The sequence below is a fragment of the Streptomyces sp. NBC_00620 genome (genome assembly GCF_026341825.1).
Classification (GTDB): Bacteria; Actinomycetota; Actinomycetes; order Streptomycetales; family Streptomycetaceae; genus Streptomyces.
Genome location: NZ_JAPENY010000003.1, coordinates 1,365,510 through 1,384,396 on the forward strand (window position 1 = coordinate 1,365,510; position 18,887 = coordinate 1,384,396).

The following is an 18,887-nucleotide window of genomic DNA, read 5'->3' on the forward strand; positions in this document are numbered from 1 at the left end:
TATGGGGCTCTCGGGGCAGACGTGTCTGATACGGGGCAAGGGATTCGTGTCGCCGTTCGGCAACCCGTTTCGTTCCGTTCGCTCCTGTCTGATCCCAACACGCCCCCGGTTGACCTCGTTTGCGCCCTGGGGAGGCGGCCTGCTCGACGGTACTACCGAAACATGACGCGACAGCGCCCGTATCCCAGCGACCTCTCCGATGCGCGCTGGGAACTGATCGGGCCCACGCTCACCACCTGGCGGGCTGAGCGCAGAGGCAAGGGTCTCGACATCGGTCGCCCGCCTGAGCATGACCTGCACCGCATCTTGGACGCCATCCTCTACGTCGACCGCACCGGCATTGCCTGGCCGTTACCTGCCCCACGACTTCCCGCCGTGGGAGACGGTCTACGGCTACTTCGCCGCCTGGCAAAAAGAAGGCGTCTTCGACCAACTCAACGGCCTCCTGCGGCGCCTGCTCCGGGAGGCCGAAGGCCGCGACGGCGAACCAACCGCCTGCGTGCTGGACGCGCAGAGCGTGAAGACCTCCGCGAACGTGCCCGCGACCAGCCAGGGCATCGATGCCGGCAAGAAGATCGCAGGTCGCAAGCGCCATATCGGGGTGGACACCCTCGGCCTGCTCCTGGCTGTCTGGGTCACGGCGGCGAGCGTTTCCGACAACATCGGCGGCATGCACCTGATGTCCCACATCGCCGCCACTCGCCCGCTCGTGACCAAAGCATGGGCCGACACCGGCTACCGCACCAAAGTCATTGAACACGGCGCCCGCCTCGGCATCGACGTAGAAGTCGTCCAACGCGTCCCGGGCGTCAAAGGCTTCAAGGTGATCCCGCGACGCTGGGTCGTCGAGCGGACCTCCGGCTGGCTGATGCACCACCGCCGACTGGCCCGCGACTACGAAACCCACCCACACCGTTCCGAAGCCATAATCCACGTCGCGATGATCGACCTCATAAGCCGCAGACTCACTCGCGAATCCACCCTGAACTGGCGCGACACCTGAACCTCGAACCAAACAACCTCGCCGGGACAAAACGCTCTTTTAGCGGCCTTCAGACTGGATCCGAGGCAATCAGGCCATCGAGGTACAGCTGCAGAATGCGCGGGCTGAACTGGTCCGTGGTTGACCAACTGGCGCCTGGCAGCGGGCGGCTGAGCTGGGCGACGGCCACAATGATCCCTTCCAGGGACACGTCCGCACGCACCTGTCCCGCCTGCTGCGCACGGGTCAGCAACAGCTGCGCTGAATGAACCAGCCGATCCTTCTGCTGAGCCAACTCCGGGCGCAAACAGACGAGTTCCTCTGACAAAGCAGCACAGGGCAGCCAGCCGCTTGCGGGCCACGGTCTGCACGAAATGGCTCAGCGCGACGAAGGGATCGTCTTCCTGCACTGCGGCCTCGTCCGCCGCATCAGCGGCGATCACGGCTATCCGCTCGATGACTTCGGCCAGGAGGGCGTCTCGCCCCGGGAAGTGATGGTAGAGGGTGGCGTTGCCGACCCCTGAACGGCGCGCGATTTCATCCAAGGGTGCGTCCAGCTCCTGCTCAACGAATATCTCTTGAGCCGCGGCGAGGATCCCGGCCCGGTTGCGCACAGCATCTGTCCGCCGCCCCCGGCAGCGTCGGGCCCCGCTGTCCGTCCCCCACTCTCCAACGCCCATACTCCCCACCTTCTCAACACCCGTACTCCCAGCCTAAATAGCGGCATCACGTTGAGCTGCCCGAGATTCGTAGAGACCGAGGACAGTTCCAAGTCGGGTGGTAGCAGGCAGGGTCAGCAGATGACGGCGCACCGCTTCAGGGCATCGGCCTGCGTAGAAGAATACGCCGCTGCCTCTGTCCAAATTGACCGCTCCTCAGCGCCTTTTCGGTTGCACCTGCCAGTTCTACTGCGCCGAGAGGGAAGAGCCATGACACTCCGTCAGGGTGCCTGGTCAGCGCGAGAGGGACAGCACGTCCTCAGTTCTGTTGCCCTGCTGTGCGGTAATCGCACAGCTCCCAGGCCACACCACATGATCGAGGGGAGCAGGAGGCACAGGTACTCCAACCCCAGCCAACTTCCTTACAGCAGAGGCAATCCAGCCGGGTCTGTCCAGAGAACCTGCACGAGATCACGGACCAAATTGGTCCCGCCACCTTCACGCGGCTGGCGCTATAGTTTCAACCCTGGTAACAAGCCTGGCCAGTTGCACGGTCCCGGCCTGGCGTTCCGGTGGGCTGCTGTCTCGCGGCCCGCGGTCGGCGTTATCGGCAATCGGGGCTCGGGGAAATCAAGGCACTCCGATGGGTGAGCCCGACGGACCCCGCGCATGCTCTTCACCAGCACCTGGGCGGGACCGAACTCCAGAACCGGAGTTCACCGTTGCGGCGCCGCCCGAACCCCCAGTGCTCACTCCGCTCGGCGCGGCAGCGCTACTCCGACTGCTTCAGAACGTCCATCACAAACGCGTGGACGCCGCTGACGGCACAGGTACCGAGGAGAGCCGTGGCGGCGCGGCAGACAACGAAGAGAGATCGGCATGACGACACGTTTTGCCTTCGCCGGGCGGGTATCGACCGAAGACCAGCAGGATCCCGAGACATCCCGCAACTGGCAGATCTTGCGCGCGGAATCCCTCATCGCGACGCACGGCGTCATCGTGCAGGAATTCTTCGACATCGGACACTCACGGTCGATTCCATGGCCGCGCAGGCCCCGCGCCGCAGCACTGCTCCAAGCCCTCAAGGACCCCGACCGCGGGTTCGAGGCGGTGGTGATCGGCGAGCCCCAGCGCGCCTTCTACGGCAACCAGTTCGGACTGACCTTTCCTGTCTTCGCCCACTACGGCGTCCAGCTCTGGGTGCCCGAGGCCGGAGGTCCGATCGACCCCGAGTCCGAGGCGCACGACCTGGTGATGTCGGTCTTCGGCGGGATGAGCAAGGGCGAACGCAACCGCATCAAGATCCGCGTGCGTAGCGCGATGGCCGCCCAAGCCAAGATCGAGGGCCGCTTTCTCGGCGGCCGACCGCCCTACGGATACCGGCTGGTGGACGCCGGCCCCCATCCCAACCCCAGCAAGGCTGCAGACGGACGCCGCCTGCAACGTCTGGAGCCCGACCCCATCGTCACGCCGGTCGTGCAGTACATCTTCCGCGAGTACCTGACCGGACGCGGCATCTTCGCCATCGCTGAGAGCCTCACGCGTGCAGACATCCCGTCGCCGTCCGCGTACGACCCGGACCGCAACCCGCATCGCTGCGGTGTCGCCTGGTCCAAGGGCGCGGTGCGTTCGATCCTCTCGAACCCGCGTTACACGGGCCGCCAGGTCTGGAGCAAGCAGCGCAAGGAAGAGATCCTCATTGACGTCGAGAATGTCGCCCTCGGCCACGAGACCCGCATGCGGTGGAACAGACCCGAGACCTGGGTCTGGTCCAACGAGATCGTCCATACTCCACTCGTCAGTGCCGAGGTCTTCCAAGAGGTCCAGGAGCTACGCGCCCGCAAGCACGGAGCCAGGTCCTTCCGTGAGCGCCGTCGCACCACCCACTCCTACGTGTTCCGTGGACTGCCACCGCTGCCGCTTCCCCAACGAATACGGGCTGGCCAACAAGATCGCCCACCCCCGCAAGGTCTACCTCCCCGAGCAGGCACTCCTCCCACCGCTCGACCGCTGGCTCTCCACGGCCTTCGCTCCTCACCGGCTCGAGGAAACAATCGCTCTCATGCATGCCGCGCAATCCGACAGCATCCCCACTCCCACCAAAGAGGAAACGGCTCGCGTGATCGCCGACAGCGACGCCAAGCTGGCCCGCTACCGCGAAGCCCTGGAAGCCGGCACCGACCCGAAGCTGATCGCCCGCTGGACCGCCGAGGTCCAAGCCCGCCGCGCCGAAGCACAAGCCCAGTCGCGCCGGGCCATCAAGGGCCTTGGGATGACGAAGGACGAGATCCACTCCATGATCAAATCACTCGGGCCTCTCCGCGAGGTCATCGAGGACGCTGAACCGCGGGACAAGGCCGAGGTCTACCAGAACCTGGGACTCAAACTGACCTACGAGCCCGGAAAACAGCTTGTGCGAGCCGAGGCTACGCTCGACCCGCACAAGTTGGGGATATGGTCTGTGTCCGAGGGGGGACTTGAACCCCCACGCCCGTTAAAGGGCACTAGCACCTCAAGCTAGCGCGTCTGCCATTCCGCCACCCGGACTAGGTGTCTGCCGCCTGGACGGGGGTGTTCCCCGCGGCGACATGGACAACAATACCAATGTTTCGGAGTGCCTTTCACCTGCATATCCGGGCTGTCGGGGCGGATACGAGGGTCCGGGTGGGGGTGCCCGTGGAGTCTCACCATGGGTGACGCGGGGGCTACCCAGGGGACACGATCCGGTTCGCCGACGGTAAGGGCTCCGCGATCACGCGGTGACAGGTGGATCGGCCACGAGCACCCGCAGTGATCTCAGGAGAGAGCTCGCCCCTTCCTCCCCGAACGGGGCCAGGAAGCGGCGCTCCATTTCGTGGCGTGCCCCCTCCGCGCGGTGCAGGCAGTCGGCGGTCGACGCCGAGGCGGCCGGCGACCTCGACCTGCGGGAGCGGGTGGCCGGCGGCGAATACGGCTAGGGCCGCGAGTTCCTGGCCGTCGATCCCGAACGGCGCGAGCGCCTCGGCACTGGCTCGGACCAGTCGCCGCTGTATGTGCTTGAGGAGGTGGCCGAGCACGGATTCGAGGGGCGCGGGAAGCTGCTCACTGGGCACGCCCAAGACGTACCCAGCCGGGACCGAGTGGCAGCAGCGCCGATGGCCAACGCGGGGCGGCGCTCAACGACTGGTGGCCGGGAAGCCACGACGGGGTTCAGTGGCGGCGAGTGCAGGAGCGCGGCCGGCGCGGGCGCGGCGAAGCGCCCCGTCGCCGGGCACAGCAAGGGACAACGAGGGGCAGCGAGAGGCAGGCGGGCGGCGCCCGAAGATCACCGACGCCGCCCGCCTCGCCCTCACCTCACGGCATGAGGTGGTAGTCGGGGAAGTTGCCCGGCAGCCTCTCCCCCGCCGGCCCCTGCGTCACCGCGCGCACCAGCAGTTCCCCGCCCACGAACGCGCCGCGCCACGACGCGCCGAAGCCGCCGAAGAGTTCGTCGCGGTCGCCGCGGGAGCGGGGCTTGCCGTGGCCGACCTTGAAGGCACGGATCTGCGGTGCCAGGCGGTCGTACGTCGACTTGTCGTCCGTGGACAGCGTGGCGACGAGCGCGCCGTTGGAGGCGTTCATGGCGGCGAGCAGCTCGGCCTCGGTGTCGACCAGGACGATGGTGTCGACCGGGCCGAAGGGCTCCGCGTGGTGCAGCGGTGAGGACGGGGGCGGGTTGAGGATCGTGACGGGGTGGACGTACGCCGATGTGTCCTGGCCGGGCAGGAAGCGCGCGTCCGCCAGGTTGCCGCGGTGCAGTGGGACGGCGCCCCGGTCGATGGCCTCGGCGACCTGGTCGTGGAGGTCCTTGGCCTTGGCCGCGTTGATCACCGGGCCGAAGTCGAGGGCCGGGTACGGGTCGTCGGGGTGCTCGACCGCGAGCGGGTGACCGATGCGCAGGGTGCGGACCGCCGGGAGGTAGGCCGCCAGGAACTCGTCGAACAGGGCGCGCTGGACGACGAAGCGCGGGTAGGCGGTGCAGCGCTGCTTGCCGTAGTCGAAGAGCTTGGGGATGACCGCGGTCAGCGCGTCCCAGTCCGTGCAGTTCCAGATGCCCCAGGTGTTCAGGCCCTCCTGTTCCAGTACGTGTCGCTTGCCGAGGTCGGCGACGGCGGTTGCCACCGCGGCGCCTGTGTCGCGGCCGCCGACGAAGGAGACGCAGCCGATCTCGGGCGCGCGTACGAGCGCTTCCGACAGCTCGCGTCCGCTGCCGCTGACGAGGGTGACGGGGATCCCCTCGCGTGCGGCGAGCGCGCTGGCCAGGGTGAGGCAGGCGACGCCGCCGTCGGTCGGGGTCTTGGCGATGACCGCGTTGCCTGCCAGTGCCTGTACCAGCATTGCGTGAACGAGCACGCTCATGGGGTAGTTCCAGCTCGCGATGTTGGACACGGGCCCATCGAGCGGGGTCCGGCCCTCCACCATGGGCTCGATGCCGTCGACGTACCAGCGCACGCCGTCGATCGCCCGGTCCACATCGGCCTGGGCGAGCCGCCAGGGCTTGCCGATCTCCCAGACCAGCAGGAGCGCGAGCAGTTCGCGGTGCTCGGTCAGCGCGTCGAGGGTCGCCGCGACGCGGGCCCGGCGCTCCGCGAGTGGCACATGGCGCCAGGCGCGGTGCTGGTCGAGTGAGGCGCGTACGGCCTGCTGGGCGGTCGCGCCGTCCAGGCGCGGCGGGCCCGCGATGGGGCTGCCGTCGACGGGGCTGGTGGCGGGCAGTGCCCGGCCGTCCGCCTGCCAGGCGGAGCCCCAGAGGTTGAGGACGCGGTCGTCGCGGAACGCCTCGGGCGCGACCTGGAGGCAGCGCTGCCAGGCATCGGCCCAGGTCGTACCGGACTTCACGACCAGGTTGGTGGTGTTGAGGGTGGTTGTCATTCGGTGTCTCCGCTCTCGGTGCACAGTCGGGGGCGGGGGGCCCGGCTTCTGCCGAACCGCAGGAAGCACGGGCCCGCGCGAGCAGTAGTCGCGTATGTACGGAGGAACGTGTGGACTGCTGAGTCCGTACGGAGGAACGTTTGGGGACTGCTCTGTCCGTACGGAGGGGCCTTGTGAGGCCGTTGCGTCCGCGCAGAGGAACCTTGTGAGGCTGCTTTGTCCGTACGGACGAACGTAGTGAGGCTGCGATGTCTCCGGCAGTCACCTCACGTCAACTATGAGTGACGTCACGTTCCGTTTCCAGCTGGGCCAGTACCAGCCGCGCCGTCTCGGTCGGGGTGCCGCCCACGCGCACTCCGACTGCCTCCAGGGCCTTCTTCTTCGCCTGGGCGGTGCCCGACGAGCCGGAGACGATGGCGCCCGCGTGCCCCATGGTCTTTCCTTCGGGGGCGGTGAATCCGGCGATGTAGCCGACGACGGGCTTGGAGATGTGGTCGCGGATGAACGCGGCCGCCCGTTCTTCGGCGTCGCCGCCTATCTCCCCGATGAGAACGATCAGTTCGGTGTCGGGGTCGTCCTGGAAGGCCGCCAGGCAGTCGATGTGGGTGGTGCCGACGACGGGGTCGCCGCCGATGCCGACACAGGTCGAGAAGCCGATGTCCCTCAGCTCGTACATGAGCTGGTAGGTGAGGGTGCCGGACTTGGAGACCAGGCCGATGCGGCCGGGTTTCGTGATGTCGGCGGGGATGATGCCCGCGTTCGACTCGCCGGGGCTGATCAGACCGGGGCAGTTGGGGCCGATGACGCGCGTGCCCTTGGTGGCGGCGTACGCGTGGAAGGCCACGGAGTCGTGGACCGGGATGCCCTCGGTGATGACGACGGCGAGCCCGATTCCGGCGTCGGCGGCCTCCCATACGGCCGCTTTGGCGAAGGCCGGCGGGACGAAGACGACGCTCACGTCCGCTCCGGTCGCCTCGATGCCTTCGCGCACCGATCCGAACACGGGCACGACGCGGTCGTCGAAGTCGACGCTCTGGCCCGCCTTGCGCGGGTTGACGCCGCCGACGACGTCCGTGCCGGCCGCGAGCATCCGCCGCGTGTGTTTCATGCCCTCGCCGCCCGTCATGCCCTGGACGAGGACCTTGGACTCCTTGGTGAGAAAGATGGCCATGTCCTCTTCCTTCAGCCGGTGTTCGCGAGTTGGGCGGCACGGAGCGCGGCGCCGTCCATGGTGGTGGCCTGCTGCACCAGGGGGTGCGCGTGGTCGTCGAGGATGGCGCGGCCGCGGACGGCGTTGTTGCCGTCGAGGCGGACCACGAGCGGCTTGGTCAGCCGGACGGTGTCCAGGGCCTGCACGATTCCGTCGGCGACCGCGTCGCAGGCGGTGATCCCGCCGAAGACGTTGACGAAGACGGACTTCACGTCCGGGTCGGAAAGGATGACGGACAGGCCGTCGGCCATGATCTGGGCGGACGCTCCGCCGCCGATGTCGAGGAAGTTGGCCGGGCGGGCGCCGCAGCCCGCGACCACGTCGAGTGTGGACATGACCAGGCCCGCGCCGTTGCCGATGACGCCGACCTCGCCGTCCAGCTTGACGTAGTTGAGGCCCTTGGCGGCGGCCGCCGCCTCCAGCGGGTCGTCGTGCGCGGCATCCTGCTCTCCCCAGCGCGCCTGCCGGAAGCGGGCGTTGTCGTCGAGGGTGACCTTGCCGTCCAGGGCCAGGATCTGCCCCTGGGCCGTGCGGACGAGGGGGTTCACCTCGACGAGGACGGCGTCCTCACGGGTCAGCACCTCCCAGAGTCGTACGAGCACGTCGACCGTCTGCGGTGGCAGGCCCGCGGCCTCGGCGATCTCGGTGGCCTTGGCCGAGGTGACGCCCACCGCGGGGTCTATGGGGATGCGTGCCACGGCCTCCGGCCTGCTCGCCGCCACCTCCTCGATGTCCATGCCCCCTTCAGCGGAGGCGATCGCGAGGAAGCGTCCGGCGGCGCGGTCGAGGACGTACGAGACGTAGAACTCGCTCTCGATGTCAACGGGTTGGGCCAGCATCACCGTGCGGACCGTGTGGCCCTTGATGTCCATGCCGAGGATCTGACGTGCCGTCAGTTCAGCGGCGGCCGGGTCGGCGGCAAACTTCACTCCGCCCGCCTTGCCGCGCCCCCCGGTCTTCACCTGGGCCTTTACGACGACGCGGCCACCGAGCCGGCGGGCGATCTCGCGCGCCGCCTTGGGTGAATCCGCGACTTCGGCCCGCGGCACCACGATGCCGTGCTCCTCGAAGAGTGCCCGTGCCTGGTGCTCATACAGGTCCATCATGAGGCTCCTGTCTTAAAAGTGCTGCACGCCCCCTGGACATCACCCACCGGATGCGGGATAACAATCTTCATACAGTATCCGTCGACTGTATGCAATGTGCCGAGCAGGCTCCACGCCCTGCGACGCCCGGGCGCTGGAAGCAACGGACAAGTGAGGTGACCTGTGACGACGAAGGCTCTCGAAGGCATCCGAGTCCTCGACATGACACATGTGCAGTCCGGTCCCTCAGCGACCCAGCTGCTGGCCTGGCTGGGCGCGGACGTCCTCAAGCTGGAGGCGCCGACCGGTGACATCACGCGCAAGCAACTGCGCGACATCCCGGACGTCGACTCCCTCTACTTCACGATGCTCAACAGCAACAAGCGCAGCATCACCCTCAACACCAAGACCGAACGCGGCAAGCAGCTCCTCACCGAACTGATCCGCAGCTCCGACGTGATGGTCGAGAACTTCGGACCCGGCGCCGTCGACCGCATGGGCTTCACCTGGGACCGCATCCGCGAGATCAACCCCCGCATCGTCTACGCCTCCATCAAGGGCTTCGGCGAAGGCCCGTACACCAACTACAAGGCGTACGAGGTCGTCGCCCAGGCCATGGGCGGAGCCATGGCGACCACCGGCTTCGAGGACGGCCCGCCCCTGGCGACCGGCGCCCAGATAGGAGACTCGGGCACCGGAATCCACGCTGTGGCGGGGATCCTCGCGGCGCTGTTCCAGCGGGAGAACACCGGCCGCGGCCAGCGGGTCAATGTGGCCATGCAGCATGCTGTGCTCAACCTCTGCCGGGTGAAGCTGCGCGATCAGCAGCGCCTGGCCCATGGTCCACTCGCCGAATATCCCAACGAGGACTTCGGCGACGAGGTTCCCAGGTCCGGGAACGCCTCCGGCGGCGGGCAGCCGGGCTGGGCGGTCAAGTGCGCCCCCGGCGGCCCCAACGACTACGTGTACGTGATCGTCCAGCCCGTCGGCTGGAAACCGATCACCGCGCTCCTGGGCCGGCCCGAGCTCGCGGACGACCCCGAGTGGGCCACCCCCGAAGCCCGGCTGCCCAAGCTCGGGAAGATGTTCCAGCTCATCGAGGAATGGACCAGCACCCTCCCCAAGATGGAGGTACTGGAGAGGCTCAACGCCCACCACATCCCTTGCGGCCCGATCCTCTCCACCAAGGAGATCATCGAGGACGAGTCGCTGGTCGCCAACGAGATGGTCGTACGGGTGCCGCACCCCGAACGGGGCGAGTTCGTGACCGTGGGCAGCCCTCTGAAGCTCTCCGACTCCCCCGTCGACGTGACCAGTCCGCCGCTGCTCGGCGAACACAACGAAGAGGTCTACGTCGGCGAACTCGGTCTCGGGGACGAGGAGCTGCGCCTCCTCAAGTCGAGCGGGGTGATCTGACGTGATCACCGACGCGTACGGGATCGCGGTCACCCACGAGGTGACCGTCCCGGACCACCAGCAGGAGGCCGCGGCCTCCCCGTACACGGCCGAGAGGCCCGTGGACGCACCCGGCGCACAGTGCCGCCGAGTGCGGGCCGCCCGGCTGTTGGGAGGCGGGTTCATGACCTAAGTCCGCGCGGGGGCTCCCAACGGTGCGCGTTGGCCGCCCCCGGGACCCGAGAGCGCACGAAAGGCATTTGGCAGGGGGCGCTGTCCAGATCTTTCGACGCAAGGGGTGTTTGACAAAGATGACAACCACCGACTTCACAACGTCCGTTCCCTATCGGGAGGTGACGGATGCCAACGGCCGCAAGTACCGCATCGGCGAGACCGATCGCGACATCATGGGCCGACCACGATGGACGATGGTGCTCTTCCCATGGATGGGCATGCTGGGCATCAGCTCCTCGGAGTACGCGTTCACCTCGGCCGAGGACACTCTGCACGAGGCCCACCTCTGGAGCAGCGGCCACATCTTCTGGCTGCTGGGTGTCTGGGTGTTCTTCCAGGCAGCAGTGGCCTTCCCTGCCGGGCAGCTGCGCGAGAGCGGAAAACTGCCCGCGCGGTACGCCATGTTCCTCGGCGCGCTCGGCACGATTCTCGGCTATCTCTCGCTGGCGTACGCGCCGCACGTGATCGTCGCGTACATCGGGTTCGGCATGTTCAGCGGCATCGGAGCCGGCCTCGTCTACGCAACCTGCGTGAACATGGTCGGTAAGTGGTATCCGGAGCGCAAGGGCGGCAAGACCGGCATGGTCAACGGCGGTTTCGCCTACGGCTCGGTGCCCTTCGTCTTCCTCTTCACCTCGTACATGGACATCAGCAACTACAAGACCGTCCTCGTGATGGTCGGTCTGATCTGCTGCGCCGTCGTCGCCTTCGCCGGGTGGTTCTTCAAGGACCCGCCCAAGGGCTGGTGGCCTGCGCACGCGGACCCGCTGAAGGTGTCGGACGACCCCAGGGTCCGGCGGGCGCTGGAGAAGAACCCGCCGGCGGTGAAGCAGTACACCCCCAAGGAAGCAGCACGCACACCCGTTCTCTGGATGATGTGGTTCTGTCTGCTCTGCACGGCCGGGATCAACATCTTCGGTATTTCCTTCCAGGTGCCGTTCGGCAAGGACATGGGCTTCGCAGGCGGGATCGTGGCCACGGCGATGTCCCTCAAGGCCATCGTCAACGGCACCGGACGCGGCGTCATCGGCTGGATATCCGACAAGTTCGGGCGCCGCAACACACTGATCATCGTGTGTCTGGTGCTGGGCACCGCGCAGTTCGGCGTGCTGGTCTCCGGCCAGATGGGCAGCATGCCGTTCTTCCTGTTCTGCTCCATGGTTTCCGGATTCGGCGGCGGGGCGATCTTCCCGCTGTTCGCGGCCATGACGGCGGACTACTTCGGCGAGAACAACAACGCCTCCAACTACGGAATGGTCTACAGCTCGAAACTGATCTCAGGCCTCGTGGGCGCCGGTATCGGCTCCGTCGTCGTCAATGCCTGGGACTACGAGGGAGCCTTCGTGATCGCGGGCTGCATCGGGTTGGGATCGGCTGTTCTCGCTGTGTTCCTCAAGGCCCCCGGTAGGCCGCAGGCCTCCCGGCTCATCAGTCCCAACCCGCAACCGCTTGGCGAGGAGATGGCGTAATGACGGCGGAACCTATCGCCGCGAAAGACTCGTCGGACAACCCCGACGCCTCGAACCGCGCATACCGTGAAGTCACCGATTCCCGGGGCCGTGTCTACCGGGTCGGCGAAACGGACCGGGACATCCTGGGCCACTCACGCAAGTTCATGGTGTATCTGCCATGGATAGCCATGATGGCCATCAGTGTCTTCGAGTACGCGTTCGGGTCGGCCGAGGACACCTTGTCCCACGCGCACGGCTGGACACAGAGCAACACCTTCTGGATTCTCAGCGTCTGGGTCTTCTTCCAGGCCGGTATCGCCTTCCCCGCGGGCTGGATGCGGGAGAAGGGGATACTGACCGCCCGAAACGCCATGTACATAGGGTCGGTCATGTGTCTCCTGGGCTTCCTCGCCCTCTCGCACATGGGCAACGTGGTGCTGGCGATCCTCGGCTTCGGTGTCATCGGAGGCATCGGGTCCGGGCTGGTGTACGCCACCTGCATCAACATGGTCGGCAAGTGGTTCCCCGAACGACGTGGTGCGAAGACCGGATTCGTCAACGGCGGATTCGCGTACGGCTCCCTGCCGTTCATCTTCATCTTCAACTACGCGTTCGACACGGCCAACTACCACCGCGTACTGGACCTCATCGGCCTCTACATCGTGGTCGTGGTGCTTGCCACCGCGTTCTTCTTCAAGGACCCGCCGAAGAACTGGTGGCCGGCGGACATCGACCCGCTGACCTACGGCGGTACGGAAAAGGGCGCGGCCAGCCTCGCCAAGAACCCTCCCGCGGTGAAGCAGTACACACCCAAGGAGGCCATCAGGACCGGAATGCTCCCTCTGATGTGGATCGCACTCGTCATGACCGCGGGCGTGTCCATCTTCGGTATCTCGTTCCAGGTCGACTTCGCCAAGGAGGTGGGCTTCGGCCCCCTCGTGGCGGCGTCGTCCATGGGCGTCATGGCCGTAATCAACGGCATCGGCCGGGGAGTGGTGGGCTGGCTGTCGGACATACTGGGCCGCAAACAGACCCTGGTGTTCGTCATCGTCGTGCTGGGTCTCGCCCAGTTCGGCATCATCTGGGCCGGCGACATCCACAGCGAGGCGCTGTTCCTGTTCTTCGCCTTCCTCTCCGGGTTCGGAGGTGGAGCCTTCTATCCGATGTTCGCGGCTCTGACTCCGGACTACTTCGGCGAGAACTACAACGCCTCCAACTACGGGCTGGTGTACAGCGGCAAGCTGATCAGCGGCCTGTTCGGTGGTGGCCTCGGCTCGATGGTGGTCGCAGCCTGGGGTTACAACGGCGCCTACGCGCTGGCCGGCGGCATCTCCATGGTGGCTGCGGCAATAGCGCTGTTCCTGCGGCAGCCCGGGCAGAACAGCAAGGTGAACACCTCTGTCCCACAGCCGCAACCAGTGGGCTGAGCAAGGAAGTTCCGGTCGGCTGAGCAAGCGATGAGCGATGCCGACCGGCTGAGCCAGAAGTCCGGACAACGGGCGGCCCTCCCCACGGTTCCAATCGCGGGGAGGGCCGCCCGTCTGTGCGGGTGGGGGCTACTTGCGCTTCTTGCGCAGGGCCGCGAGGTTGTCGTAGCCGATCTTCGCGTAGGTGAGCGACTGCGCGAGGTCGGTTGAGCTCGGGGCGTTGTCCTGCTCGACCATCGGGTTGTGGTAGTTCCTTTCGCCGACGCGCGAGAAGAACGTGGTGTAGTCGATGACGCCTGTACCGAACGGCACCATGTCGTACCCCATGCCGTTGGTCGTGTTGACCGTGCCGTCCTTCGCGTGGAACAGCGGGTAGCGCTTGTTGTTGCGGACGACGAGACCGGCGGGGTCGAAGACCTTCTCCCGAGTGGAGCCGTCGTGGGCGGTGTAGGTGTGGAACTTGTACTGGGCCACGTGCGCCCAGAAGATGTCCATCTCGAGCCAGACGAGTTTCGGGTCCGTGATCTTCAGGAAGTACTCGAGCTTACGGATGCCGGAGCTGCGGGTGGGGCGTCCCTGGGCGTCGAGCGGGCCTCCGTCGAGCAGGAATCCGTACGCCGCGTCGTGGTTGTGGGTGTACAGCTTGACGCCCTCGCGGCGGGCGATCGCGCCCAGCGCGTTCCACTTGTCGGCCGCCACGTCCCAGTCGGCCCGGTAGTTGCTGCCGGTGGGGTCGCCGCCGGTGCCCATGTGCGCGAGGCCCAGGATGTTGGCGATCTCCAGGTTGCGCTTGAAGTTGTCGAGGTCGGGTGTCGTGAGCGGCCAGGAAGGCGGTATGAAGCCGTGGTTGCCCTGCGCCCGCAGACCGTAGTCGTCGAGCCAGGAGCGCAGCAGTTTGGCGCCCGTCACGGACTCCAGATTCGCACCGCCCGGGGCGTTGGCGTGCTGGCCGTATCCCGCGAACTCCACCTGCCGGTAGCCGTATCGCGAGAGCTGCTTGAAGACCTCGCGGAAACCGGAGGGCAGATCGGTGGTGAGCGGGTCACGGCCGGTGGCGTCACGGACGGTGTAGAGGATGATGCCGCGCCTGTTGGCGGGTACGAGTACCTCGCCGCCGTGGTCGCCGCCTCTTCCCCCGTCCTGGGCCAGGGCGGGCGAGGCGCCGAGGACGGGTGCGGCGATCGCCGCGGTCGCGGCGGCGGTGCAGGTGCTCAGGAAACGGCGGCGGTTGACGCCCAGAGTGCGGCGCAGGGCCTCGTCGGTGCCGTCGACTCCGTCGGTTCTGGGGGTCTGCTGAAGGTCGGTCACGGGTGCCTCTCTTCGTGTCATTGCAGGTCAGACGCGTGCTGATCGTTCGCGGCACGCGTTGTCAGTGGCGCATGCTTCACTTTCCGTAGTTGCTCGTCACGGCTTGTCACGTCTCGTCAGGGAGGCCGGCCAGCGTGAGGAGCAGGGATTTCACTTCGGTGGCCGCGACGCGGCCGGTGACTGTGCGGGGGGTGGAGCAGATGATGAGCGGACCGTCTTCGTCGCTCAGAGGGAGGCGGCCGTGGCTGCCTCGAATAGGTGAGGGATCCAGGGGCACGACCGCCATGCGGTAGCGCATGCCGAGCTTCTTACGGGCCAGCGCGCCCGCGGCCTTGACCTTCACGTAGGGGTCGAGCGGGTCCATGAAGAGTTCGACCGGGTCGTAGCCGGGTTTGCGGTGGATCTCGACGAGCTGCGCGAAGTCGGGGGCGTGTGCGTCGTCGAGCCAGTAGTAGTACGTGAACCAGGCGTCCGGCTCTGCGACGGCGACGAGTTCGCCGGAGCGCGGATGGTCGAGGTGATGGGCCTTCTTGCCCTCGTCGTCGAGGAGTTGCTCGATGCCGGGCAGATCGGCGAGCGCCTCTTTGGTGGCCTCCAGGTCCTCGGGGCGGCGCACGTAGACATGGGCGATCTGGTGGTCGGCGACCGCGAAGGCGCGGGAGGCCATCGGGTCGAGGTACTCCATGCCGTCCTGCGTGTGCACTTCGAGGAGTCCGGCGCGGCGCAGGGCGCGGTTGATGTCGACGGGGCGGTTCACGCGGGTGATGCCGTACTCGGAGAGCGCGACGACGGTGCGGCCTTCGGCCTTCGCGTCGTCGAGGAGGGGGGCCATGGCCGCGTCGAGGTCGGCGGCTGCTTTGAGAGAGCGCGGGTCGTCGGGGCCGAAGCGCTGAAGGTCGTAGTCGAGGTGAGGGAGGTAGCAGAGGGTCAGGTCGGGGTGGCGGGTGCGGTTGATGTGGCGGGTCGCGTCGATGATCCAGCGGCTGGAGACGAGGTCGGCGCCGGGACCCCAGAAGTGGAACAGCGGGAACACGCCGAATTTCTCGGTGAGTTCGTCGTGCAGGGCCGGGGGCCGGGTGTAGCAGTCGGGTTCTTTGCGGCCGTCGGCGTAGTAGACGGGACGGGGAGTGACAGTGATGTCGGTGTCGGCGCCCATGGCGTACCACCAGCAGATATTGGCGACCGTGTAGCCGGGGTACGCGCGGCGGGCGGCGTCCCAGAGCTTGTCGCCGGACACCAGGCCGTTGTGCTGACGCCACAGGAGTACGTCGCCGAGCTCGCGGAAGTACCAGCCGTTGCCGACGATTCCGTGCTCGGCGGGGTGGGTGCCGGTCAGGAAGGTGGACTGGGCGGCGCAGGTGACGGCGGGCAGGACGGTGCCGAGGTGGGCACGGGAGCCGGACTGGCCGAGGGCCTTGAGGTGGGGCATGTGGTCGAGGAGACGAGGGGTGAGGCCTACGACGTCCAGGACGAGGAGAGGGGTGGGGCGGCCGGTGTGCTCCGGTGATGGGCTCGCGGGTGTTGTGCTCACGGCAGCTCCTTGAGGCCGAGGTCGGTCAACAGGTCGCGGGCGAGGGTGAGTTCGGCGGCGATGCCGTCGGCGAGCTGGGCGCGGGCACGGGGGCGCAGTTCGGGTGGGAGTGCCTGCCAGGTGTAGGTCTCGACCTCCAGGTGGCGGGTGAGCGGGTGCGGGCCGCCGACGAGGTGGGTCAGGGCGGTTCGGAGTACGGGGAGTGTGGAGGTGAGGGGCGCGGCGGGGGCCGCGTGCAGCGGGACGTGGAAGTGGGCGCGCCAGGGGGAGGCGTCGGGCAGGACTTCGCCGGCGAGGGCCTCGCCCAGGTCGTCGGTGCCGCGCAGGCCCATGGACGTCCGGGTGCGGGTCTGGTGCAGGAAGCGGGGTTCGTCGAAGGCGGCGAGGGCCCTGCGGACTTCGGGGAGATGGGGGTGTTCGGCGTGCAGGGCAGCTGAGAGCTGGGACTTGACGACGGGGACGCGGGCCTGGGTGAGCGCGTCCAGGGCGGTGTGCGGGTCTTCGAAGGAGGTGGCGAGGTGGCAGGTGTCGACGCAGATGCCGATGCGGTGGTGGCCGATGGCGGTGAGCGGGGCGATCGCGTCGTGCGTCGTCTCGACGGTGCAGCCGGGTTCCGGTTCCAGGCCGATGCGGATGGAGCGGCCGGTGAGTTCGTCGAGGGCGTCGAGGCGTTCGGCGAGCGTGGTCAGTGCGGTGTGGGCCGTCGCCGCCCGCTTGTCGTCGTACGCGGTGCGCCAGGCCAGCGGCAGCGTGGAGATGGTGCCTTCGGTGACGTCGTCGGGGAGGAGTTGGGCGAGGACGCGGGCCAGGTCGGTGGTGTGGGCGAGGCGTTCCGGGTCGGCCCAGTCGGGCTGGTAGACGCGGTACTTGACCTCTTCGGCGCCGAAGCCCTCGTAGGGGAAGCCGTTGAGGGTGACTACTTCGAGGCCGCGGCGGTCGAGTTCGGTGCGCAGGCCGCGCAGTGCGGACGGGTCGGTGACCAGGGCGTGTGCGGCGTCCTTGGCGAGCCACAGGCCGATGCCGAGGCGGTCGCGGCCGAGGCGTCGGCGGACGGGTTCGCAGTGGTCGCGGAGTTGGGCGAGGACACCGTCGAGGGTTTCGGCCGGGTGGACGTTGGTGCAGTAGGCGAGGTGGACGGTGGAGCCGTCGGGGTGGCGGAAGCGCATCCTTCACTCCCCGCCGCGGAGGATGGAGTTGCCTTCGTGGGTGGCGTCCGGGGACGTGATGTCGAGGTTCAACCGGCCGCTGAGTCCGTAGAAGGCCACGGGGTTGCGCCACAGCACCCGGTCGACCTCGTCGTCGGTGAACCCGGCAGCCAGCAGGGCGTCGCCGACCAGGCGGGTCTTGAGGGGATCGCTTCTCCCCCAGTCCGCGGCCGAGTTGACCAGCACCTTCTCCGGTCCGTACGCCCGCAGGATCGCGACCATCCGTTCCTCGTCCATCTTGGTGTCCGGATAGACGGAGAAGCCCAGCCAGCAGCCGCTGTCCTTGGCCTCTTTGACGGTGGTCTCGTTGAGGTGGTCGACCAGGACGTGGTCCGGGGGCAGTGCGGACTCCCGGACCACGTCGAGGGTGCGGCGCAGGCCGGCCAGTTTGTCCCGGTGCGGGGTGTGGACGAGCGCGGGCAGCTCGTGGTCGGCGGCGAGCTGGAGCTGGGCGGCCAGGGCGGTGTCCTCGGCGGGGGTCATCGAGTCGTAGCCGATCTCGCCGACGGCCACGACCTGGTCCTTGACCAGATAGCGGGGCAGTTCGTCGAGGACGGGGACGCAGCGGGGGTCGTTCGCCTCCTTGGGGTTGAGGGCGAGTGTGCAGTGGTGGGCGATGCCGTACTGGGCGGCGCGGAAGGGCTCCCAGCCGAGGAGCGAGTCGAAGTAGTCGAGGAAGGAGGCGGGTGAGGTGCGGGGCTGGCCGAGCCAGAAGGAGGGTTCGACGACGGCGCGGACGCCGGCCGCGTACATGGCCTCGTAGTCGTCGGTGGTCCGTGACGTCATGTGGATGTGGGGGTCGAAGATGCGCATCAGGACTCCTTGCCGGACGTACCGGAGGTCCCGGGTCGGCCAGGGCTGCCGGACGTGCCAGTGGGGGGGGCGGTGGGCTCGGTCAGGGTCAGGACGCGGTGGAGGTCCTCGGGTACGGGACGGCCCGCGGCGGTGCGTTCGTCGGCGTAGTCGGCGAGCATGCGGGCGAGTTCGGCGTCGGCGTGGGCACGCCGGGGCAGCTCGGCCACCTCGTCGACGGGCACACCGGTGAACAGGCACTTCAGTACGGCGTGGCGCCAGCTGTGGGGGTCGAGGTGGCGGGCCGCGTACGGGCCGACGGCGGCGGCGACGAGCCGGGTGTCGTTGGTGCGCAGGGCGTCCTCGATCAGAGGCAGGGCGTCGGGGCCTGCCACCAGGTGGGGCAGCGCGTGCAGGACGGCTCGGCGTTCGGCGGCGGTGCCCTGGCGGTAGACGCGGGCGAGGGCGTCCGGATCGGCGCGGGCGGCGTGCAGGAGGAGGACACGGGCGGCATCGGCGTGTTCGGGACCGCACCGGCGGCCGGCCTCGGCGATCCGCAGTTCCCAGACGGAGATGGGGCCGTGGATGCCGGGGTGGGCCCTGGCCTCGTCGAGGGCCTGGTCGAGCCAGGCGCGGGCGGCTCCGCCGAGTTGGGTGTTCAGGCGGGCGTGCAGTTCGGCGAGTGCGGGACGGGTGGTCTCGCTCACCGGTGCGTGGT

At 67.9% G+C, this 18,887-nt stretch carries 15 protein-coding genes, 1 tRNA gene and 2 pseudogenes; 7 read left to right on the forward strand and 11 right to left on the reverse strand.

Going from position 1 to position 18,887, the window contains the following annotated elements; genetic code table 11:
• The first annotated feature begins 162 nt into the window (after nucleotides 1-162).
• Nucleotides 163-1,003 (forward strand): annotated as a pseudogene (locus OG246_RS37335) (IS5 family transposase).
• Between the two features lie 49 nt (nucleotides 1,004-1,052).
• On the opposite strand, the gene OG246_RS37340 reads toward OG246_RS37335, so the two are convergent.
• Nucleotides 1,053-1,310, reverse strand: coding sequence for a hypothetical protein (locus OG246_RS37340; RefSeq protein ID WP_266473304.1), 258 nt, complete (start codon nucleotides 1,308-1,310; stop codon nucleotides 1,053-1,055).
• 46 nt (nucleotides 1,311-1,356) lie between these two features.
• Here OG246_RS37340 and OG246_RS37345 point away from each other — a divergent pair, with 46 nt between their 5' ends.
• Nucleotides 1,357-1,506 (forward strand): hypothetical protein, encoded by a 150-nt coding sequence (locus OG246_RS37345; protein ID WP_266473305.1) that lies wholly within the window; start codon nucleotides 1,357-1,359, stop codon nucleotides 1,504-1,506.
• Here the strand turns inward: OG246_RS37345 and OG246_RS42935 are convergent.
• Nucleotides 1,501-1,662 (reverse strand): annotated as a pseudogene (locus OG246_RS42935) (TetR/AcrR family transcriptional regulator); the annotation flags it as partial. The gene OG246_RS37345 and the pseudogene OG246_RS42935 sit on opposite strands and share 6 nt — an antisense overlap.
• Before the next feature lie 858 nt (nucleotides 1,663-2,520).
• Between OG246_RS42935 and OG246_RS37350 the strand changes: the two are divergent.
• Nucleotides 2,521-3,984, forward strand: a complete 1,464-nt coding sequence (locus OG246_RS37350; RefSeq protein ID WP_266473306.1) for a recombinase family protein — start codon at nucleotides 2,521-2,523, stop codon at nucleotides 3,982-3,984.
• 119 nt (nucleotides 3,985-4,103) lie between these two features.
• Here OG246_RS37350 and OG246_RS37355 read toward each other — a convergent pair.
• From OG246_RS37355 to sucC, 4 genes are all read right to left on the reverse strand, one after another.
• Nucleotides 4,104-4,188: transfer RNA gene (locus OG246_RS37355), tRNA-Leu, on the reverse strand.
• Nucleotides 4,189-4,974: 786 nt separating this feature from the next.
• The gene (locus OG246_RS37360) at nucleotides 4,975-6,531 is read right to left on the reverse strand and encodes an aldehyde dehydrogenase family protein (RefSeq protein WP_266473307.1); all 1,557 of its coding nucleotides are present in this window, start codon (nucleotides 6,529-6,531) and stop codon (nucleotides 4,975-4,977) included.
• Nucleotides 6,532-6,802: 271 nt separating this feature from the next.
• Entirely contained in the window at nucleotides 6,803-7,702 is a 900-nt protein-coding gene (gene sucD, locus OG246_RS37365; RefSeq protein ID WP_266473308.1) for a succinate--CoA ligase subunit alpha, read from the reverse strand.
• 11 nt (nucleotides 7,703-7,713) lie between these two features.
• The gene (sucC, locus tag OG246_RS37370) at nucleotides 7,714-8,844 is read right to left on the reverse strand and encodes an ADP-forming succinate--CoA ligase subunit beta (protein ID WP_266474979.1); all 1,131 of its coding nucleotides are present in this window, start codon (nucleotides 8,842-8,844) and stop codon (nucleotides 7,714-7,716) included.
• A 165-nt stretch (nucleotides 8,845-9,009) separates the two neighbouring features.
• Between sucC and frc the strand changes: the two genes are divergently transcribed.
• The 4 genes from frc (at nucleotide 9,010) to OG246_RS37390 (ending at nucleotide 13,333) form a co-directional block, all read left to right on the forward strand.
• Entirely contained in the window at nucleotides 9,010-10,242 is a 1,233-nt protein-coding gene (gene frc / locus OG246_RS37375) for a formyl-CoA transferase (RefSeq protein WP_266473310.1), read from the forward strand.
• 1 nt (nucleotide 10,243) lies between these two features.
• Nucleotides 10,244-10,414, forward strand: coding sequence for a hypothetical protein (locus OG246_RS37380; protein WP_266473311.1), 171 nt, complete (start codon nucleotides 10,244-10,246; stop codon nucleotides 10,412-10,414).
• Nucleotides 10,415-10,532: 118 nt separating this feature from the next.
• Nucleotides 10,533-11,924, forward strand: coding sequence for an OFA family MFS transporter (locus OG246_RS37385; protein WP_266473313.1), 1,392 nt, complete (start codon nucleotides 10,533-10,535; stop codon nucleotides 11,922-11,924).
• On the forward strand, nucleotides 11,924-13,333 hold the full coding sequence (locus OG246_RS37390; protein WP_266473314.1) for an OFA family MFS transporter: 1,410 nt from the start codon (nucleotides 11,924-11,926) through the stop codon (nucleotides 13,331-13,333). The genes OG246_RS37385 and OG246_RS37390 overlap by 1 nt, the downstream gene beginning before the upstream one ends.
• A 129-nt stretch (nucleotides 13,334-13,462) precedes the next feature.
• Here the strand turns inward: OG246_RS37390 and OG246_RS37395 are convergent, their stop codons facing one another.
• The 5 genes from OG246_RS37395 to OG246_RS37415 all read right to left on the reverse strand — a co-directional run bounded on the left by OG246_RS37395 (nucleotide 13,463) and on the right by OG246_RS37415 (nucleotide 18,876).
• Nucleotides 13,463-14,641, reverse strand: coding sequence for a sugar phosphate isomerase/epimerase (locus OG246_RS37395; RefSeq protein WP_266473316.1), 1,179 nt, complete (start codon nucleotides 14,639-14,641; stop codon nucleotides 13,463-13,465).
• 106 nt (nucleotides 14,642-14,747) lie between these two features.
• The gene (locus OG246_RS37400; RefSeq protein ID WP_266473319.1) at nucleotides 14,748-16,172 is read right to left on the reverse strand and encodes a nucleotide pyrophosphatase/phosphodiesterase family protein; all 1,425 of its coding nucleotides are present in this window, start codon (nucleotides 16,170-16,172) and stop codon (nucleotides 14,748-14,750) included.
• Entirely contained in the window at nucleotides 16,169-17,338 is a 1,170-nt protein-coding gene (gene eboE / locus OG246_RS37405; RefSeq protein ID WP_266473321.1) for a metabolite traffic protein EboE, read from the reverse strand. The genes OG246_RS37400 and eboE overlap by 4 nt, the downstream gene beginning before the upstream one ends.
• 3 nt (nucleotides 17,339-17,341) lie before the next feature.
• Nucleotides 17,342-18,190, reverse strand: coding sequence for a TatD family hydrolase (locus OG246_RS37410; RefSeq protein ID WP_266473323.1), 849 nt, complete (start codon nucleotides 18,188-18,190; stop codon nucleotides 17,342-17,344).
• Complete coding sequence (locus OG246_RS37415; RefSeq protein ID WP_266474981.1) at nucleotides 18,190-18,876, reverse strand: EboA domain-containing protein; 687 nt, start codon at nucleotides 18,874-18,876, stop codon at nucleotides 18,190-18,192. The genes OG246_RS37410 and OG246_RS37415 overlap by 1 nt, the downstream gene beginning before the upstream one ends.
• Between the last annotated feature and the right edge of the window lie 11 nt (nucleotides 18,877-18,887).